At 39.8% G+C, this 5,863-nt stretch carries 5 protein-coding genes; all 5 read right to left on the bottom strand.

Annotated features, from left to right (window positions below):
- Window positions 1-113 precede the first annotated feature (113 nt).
- The 5 genes from scfB to E7276_RS14995 all read right to left on the bottom strand — a co-directional run bounded on the left by scfB (window position 114) and on the right by E7276_RS14995 (window position 5,639).
- Window positions 114-1,490, bottom strand: coding sequence for a thioether cross-link-forming SCIFF peptide maturase (gene scfB, locus E7276_RS14975; protein ID WP_294219370.1), 1,377 nt, complete (start codon window positions 1,488-1,490; stop codon window positions 114-116).
- 98 nt (window positions 1,491-1,588) lie between these two features.
- Window positions 1,589-1,732: a six-cysteine ranthipeptide SCIFF gene (gene scfA, locus E7276_RS14980; RefSeq protein ID WP_294219373.1), complete on the bottom strand. Its 144-nt coding sequence runs from the start codon at window positions 1,730-1,732 to the stop codon at window positions 1,589-1,591.
- A gap of 85 nt (window positions 1,733-1,817) precedes the next feature.
- On the bottom strand, window positions 1,818-2,990 hold the full coding sequence (locus tag E7276_RS14985) for an FKBP-type peptidyl-prolyl cis-trans isomerase (RefSeq protein WP_294219374.1): 1,173 nt from the start codon (window positions 2,988-2,990) through the stop codon (window positions 1,818-1,820).
- Between the two features lie 97 nt (window positions 2,991-3,087).
- Entirely contained in the window at window positions 3,088-4,602 is a 1,515-nt protein-coding gene (malQ, locus tag E7276_RS14990) for a 4-alpha-glucanotransferase (RefSeq protein ID WP_294219376.1), read from the bottom strand.
- Window positions 4,603-4,622: 20 nt separating this feature from the next.
- On the bottom strand, window positions 4,623-5,639 hold the full coding sequence (locus tag E7276_RS14995) for a LacI family DNA-binding transcriptional regulator (RefSeq protein WP_294219377.1): 1,017 nt from the start codon (window positions 5,637-5,639) through the stop codon (window positions 4,623-4,625).
- Between the last annotated feature and the right edge of the window lie 224 nt (window positions 5,640-5,863).

A 5,863-nucleotide genomic window follows, 5' to 3' on the forward strand; every position in this document is an offset into this window, starting at 1 on the left:
TTCTTTTTTGAAAAATAACCAAAAAGAAAGGGACTTTTCAAGATTTTTCATCTTGACATATCACCGCTAGACTATTTCCTTTTATTTGCCGGCAAAGCCGACCAAAGGGTTATTTATTCTCCCTTTATTTCTGATTCTCTAACTTTGAGTGCAATCGCACACTCAACACGCTTCTTTTGAAGCTCGCAGCCTACATGATAATTTCCAAGGATGCTTCCTGTGAAATTGTATGCATTAGCTGCGCAACCGCCGCTGCAGTAGAATCTTGCAAAGCATTTGCTACATTCTGGTTTTGCATAAACGTTGCAGTGCTTGAACTCATTAACAATGTCCTTTTTCTGAACACCGTTCCAAACATCGCCAAGACAGAAATCTGTATTTCCTACGAACTGATGACATGGATATAACTCACCTGTAGGTGTAACAGCCATATACTCTGTACCTGAACCACAACCAGAAAGTCGTTTGTAAACGCAAGGTCCACCCTCTAAATCAATCATGAAATGGAAGAAATTGAAATCTTCTTCTGTACCCTTGCGACGCATCATCTCAGCACAAAGTGCATCGTATTCAGCGAAAAGCTGTGGTAAATCCTCTTCTCTGATGGCGTAATCGTCAGTCTCCTGAGCAACTACTGGCTCAACTGAGATTTGCTTGAAGCCTTCGTTTGCCAAGTGGATAACATCCTTTGAGAAATCAAGGTTGTTTCTAGTGAAAGTACCACGAATATAGTATTTATCCTGATTTCTTGATTCTGCAAGCTTTTTGAACTTTGGCATTACAAGCTCGTAGCTAGGTGCACCCTTTTTGAAAGGTCTCATGAGATTGTGAATCTCTGGACGACCATCACAGCTAAGAACCACATTTGCCATCTCTTTATTGGCAAATTCCTGAATCTCATCATTTAACAATACTCCGTTTGTTGTAAGTGTAAAACGGAAGTTTTTATTGTGCTCTTTTTCGATTGAACGGCCATAGGCAACTAAGTCCTTTACTACCTGCCAGTTCATAAGTGGCTCTCCACCAAAGAAATCAACTTCGAGATTTCTACGGCTACCTGAATTAGCAACCAAGAAGTCAAGAGCCTGCTTACCAACCTCGTAAGTCATAAGCTCACGCTTACCTGTGTGGTACTCTCCTTCTTCGGCAAAGCAATATTTACATGCCAAATTGCAATCGTGTGTAATATGTAAGCAAAGAGCCTTTACCACTGTAGGTCTCGCAGTAAAGTCTGCGATTTTAGGCTCGTAATTGTCCTCAGTAAAAAGTGAACCATCCTCAATTAAATTATTAATCTCAGACTGGATCTCTGCCAACTCCTCCTCTGAAACCTCCGGATGAGATTTCTTCATTTCAGCAACTGCCTTTTCCTCTCCAAGCTCCTGCCAGAAAGCGAGAAAATCGTATGTGATTTCATCTACTACATGAATGGCGCCGCTGTTAACATCAATGACAACGTTATAACCGTTGTTTTTAAACTGGTGTATCACTAAAAAATGTCCTTTCATAAACGCACAATAGACCGTCCCTTATATTAAACAATAAGGACCGGTCTGGGCGTTAAAATAAACTAAATATAAAGCTGCTATTATCTATTGTGCTCACAGCTCTGATTTCCAACTGTACAAGAAGTCTTGCAAGCTGACTGGCAAGATGTCTGGCATTCACCACATCCGCCTTCCTTTACTGTATTCTGTAATCTCTTTGTGTTAAGTGTCTTAATGTGTTCCATAATAATCTCCTTATATTATAATTGGACAAAGGCCCAAAAAGTTAGCATAAATTATACTACAGCTTATGAAAAATATAAAGTATTTCTATTCTTCAACAGCCTCAGTAGCTTCCTCAGCTGGCTCAATATTAACCACTGCATTCTCAACGCAGTAGTCAAGAGCCTTTTCCGTTAAGTAATAAAATTTGAAATATCTCTCTCCGTCATAGCCAGTGACTGTACAATCAGAATAGAGAGTCTCTAAATCTGTGTAGTTGTACTGTGAGCAATAGTCATTTACAAAATCATTATAGCCTTCTTCGTCAACTTCTATTCCCTCAGCCTCAGCAATTGCCTGAAGAATAAGTCTAGTCTTTGTATCCTCTTCGGCACTTGATTTAATCTGCTCTAGGATATCATCATAATTGTATCCCATTGACTCAAGGTAATCCTTGAAGGAAGTGCTGAACTGATTTTGACATTGTCTCTCGTCAATATTGAGTTCCACATCAACTCTGGCCTGTAATAAGTCCTCAGGCACCTCTGATACTGTGCAGCCATTAATAAGAGTGTTTAAAACAGCTGTTTCTTTGTCAGATTGTAAGTTGCTCTCAAGAGTTGATTTGTAGCTTGTTTGAAGTGCTTCTACGAGAGCGTCTACAGTATCATAGCCGAAATTCTCACTAACAATTTCATCTGTTAAATCATCTCTAGTTTCAACCTGTTTTGCTATGTAATTAATATTGAAAGTAAATACTACAGTCTGTCCTGCTAAGTCCTCATTATTAGGATAAGAATCAGGGAAGGTTACCTCATAAGCAACCTCATCTCCAACAGAATATCCTACAAGTCCTGAAGTAAATCCGCTAATGTATCCACCACCAGTACCTGCTCCACAGTTGTTAGCGATATCAAGATTCTGATTCTCAGCAGAGCCGCCCTCGAATGCAACTCCATCCTGTGAGCCTACGTAATCAACATTTACGATTGAATCCTCAGCAACTACTGTTTGTGAATCGTCAGGAACGAATAAATTGCTATTTAAAATGCAGCTATCAAGATATTCTTCGAAAGCCTCATCTGTGTATTCATAGTCCCCATTTAGAGTAACCTCGAGATTTTTGTATTCTCCTAATGTAACGTAATCATTAACGTTGTATTCTATCTGAGCGCTAGTGGTAGTTTGCGCTGGATCTGTCTTATTTTCCTCAATAACGCAACCATTAAATGAAGTCATTGCCAGTCCTGCAAGGAGTACTGAAAGTATTTTTTTCTTCATTGAAAAATCCTCCCGAAAAAGTCTTTTTGTAGTTTACCATATCAAAAAAACACCTGCAAGTACGGCTCCGGTACCTGCAGGTATATCAAAACACATATTACTTTTTTGAAGATTTTTTCTTTGGAATTTCTTTTTCAACACGGTCATACATCAAAGCCATGTCATACATCTTTTTAGCTAATTCCTGAGTCAATTCTCCATCTAATAAACGCCACTGCCAGTTGCCAGATTTGGTACCAGGCACGTTAATACGATTGTATTTTCCTAAGCCTAAATAATCCTGAATCTGAGCCACAAATAACATTGCAACAGAGCTCATTCCACCTCGAATCATGCCCCAGTTAAAGCCCTCTGAGCGAGATATTCCAAGATATTTTTTAGCATAGTCTTTATCAGCCTTTTTCGCGGTTTTGTACCATTCCATAATAGTTGCATTATCATGTGTTCCTGTGTAGCAAATGCAGTTTTTGTCATAAGTATGTGGCTGATAGTTGTTTGGCTCTCCTGAATCAAAGGCAAACTCCAAGACCTTCATGCCTGGCCAATTGCTGTCCTTGAGAAGCTTAACAACTGTTGGTGAAGGCTGTCCTAAGTCCTCTGCTATAAATTCTGTATTAGGGTATTCTTTTGAAAGAAGACCGACTAATTCCATTCCAGGTCCCTTCTTCCATTTACCATTCTTTGCAGTTTTGTCCCCTGCTGGCACTGCCCAATATTCATCAAATCCACGGAAATGATCAATTCTAAGAACATCATAAAGCTTTGCGCAACCGCCGATTCTTCTAATCCACCAGCGATAGCCGTCCGCCTTCATGGCCTTCCAATCATAGCAAGGATTGCCCCAAAGCTGACCGTCTGCACTGAAATAATCCGGTGGAACGCCTGCCACCTCAACCGGGTAATTTTCTTCATCTAAACAGAAGAATTCTGGCTCTGCCCATACATCACATGAATCTAGGGCTACATAAATAGGAAGATCTCCAATTACCTCAATGCCAAGCTTGTTAATATATTTCTTTAATTCAGTCCACTGTTTAAAGAATAAATACTGAATAAAGATGAAGAACTCAATATCCTCTGCAAGCTCTTTTGTATATTTAGCAACTGCCTTTTTCTCATGCAATCTGATATCTTCCTCTGGCCATTCCTGCCAGCTAATCTGATCAAAATGCTTTTTAAGGGACATGAACAATGCATAATTTTCTACCCAAGGATTAGCCTTTTTAAATTTAGCAATTTCCTTTTCAGCAGCTTTGTAGCCTCTTTCCTTAGCCTTTCTAAGGACTTTGAAGCGGCTAATATAAATCTGGCCGTAATCAACATATCTAGGATTGGTTCCCCAGTTTTCAGCCGTGACCTCCTTTTTAGTAAGAAGTCCTTCCTTAATCAGAATGTCTAAATCTATAAAATATGGGTTGCCTGCAAATGTAGAAAAGCTCTGATAAGGGCTATCTCCATAGCTAGTTGGCCCTAAAGGCAGAACCTGCCAATATTTTTGTCCTGCTGCCTTTAAAAAATCAGCAAATTCATAAGCAGCTTTTCCAAATGTACCTATGCCATATGGTGATGGCAATGAAGATATTGGCATTAAAACTCCACTACTTCTTTTCATTTTCCCTCTCCTTCTATATATCAATTATTAAATGTTCTAAGTGTCTCGCCTTCTCTCAGATAAGTAGGCATGGTTAAATGTTTATTTTTGCCCTTATTATCAATCAAATCCACAAGTAGGTTTACTGTTTCATTACCTATTTCTGTGGTAGGCTGGCATAGTGTGGTCAGCACAGGATTGCTATACTCTGATGCCTCAATACCATCAATGGCAATAAGCGCAACGTCCTCGGGCACCTTTTTGCCTGCATCACGCAATGCCTTCATTGCGCCAAGAGCAATATTGTCAGAGATAGCAAAAAGTGCATCAAATTTATACCCTTTTTTCAACCATTCCCTCATATTATTGTAAGCATCAGCAATGTTAAAACTGTGTATTGGAATAATTAAATTGTTATCAAGCTCCTGTTTGGCATCAGCCAATGCTCTCTTATAGCCATCAAATCTTAGCTGACTAACAGTTCCATCCTCCTCTGCGGACAAAAGTACAGCAATTCTACTTTTCCCCTGTTTAAACAAATGCTTAACTGCCTCGTATGCCGTCTGCTCATCATCTATGCACACGCTAGAATAATCTGCCTCGGAAATATCTCCATACTGATTCTTAAATGTACAGCAAACAAATGGAACCGTAATGCATGAAATCTGTTCCTTGGTGTATCCAAAATTTCCACCTAGGAGAATCACACCTAACAAGCGCTTCTCCCTCTCCATCAAGGCAGCAACACGAATCTCATCCTCTGACTCATCAATCTGCTGCATGACCATGGTATAGCCTGCCTTCTCAATCTCTCTGCCAATAGCATAAAGTATGGCAGTATAAAAGGGATTGGAAATACCTCGCACAACAACACCAATATTATCTGAGGTCGTCTTTCCAAGGTCCCTGGCACTAGTATTAGGAATATAGTTATACTCGGCAACCACTGCCTGAACCTTCTCTTTTGCAGTTTCGCTCACATCAGGGTGATTATTCAACACTCTAGAAACTGTGCTAACACTCACCCCTGCCAACTTAGCAATATCCTTAATAGTCATATTCTGTCCCACAAATCTTTATATTATCTTGAAAACGTTACCGGAAACGTTTCCAACTACTATCCCCATAGTACCTTAAAAATATCCTGGCGTCAACCTTTTCCTTATATAATCGAGTAGGAGGAATTTCTCTTAATTGAGAAATTCCGACCTCTCACACCACCGTGCGTACGGTTCCGTACACGGCGGTTCAATCAACTTAACAAGTAACACACCTTTCGGTG

The organism is Pseudobutyrivibrio sp. (assembly GCF_015057185.1).
GTDB lineage: Bacteria > Bacillota > Clostridia > Lachnospirales > Lachnospiraceae > Pseudobutyrivibrio.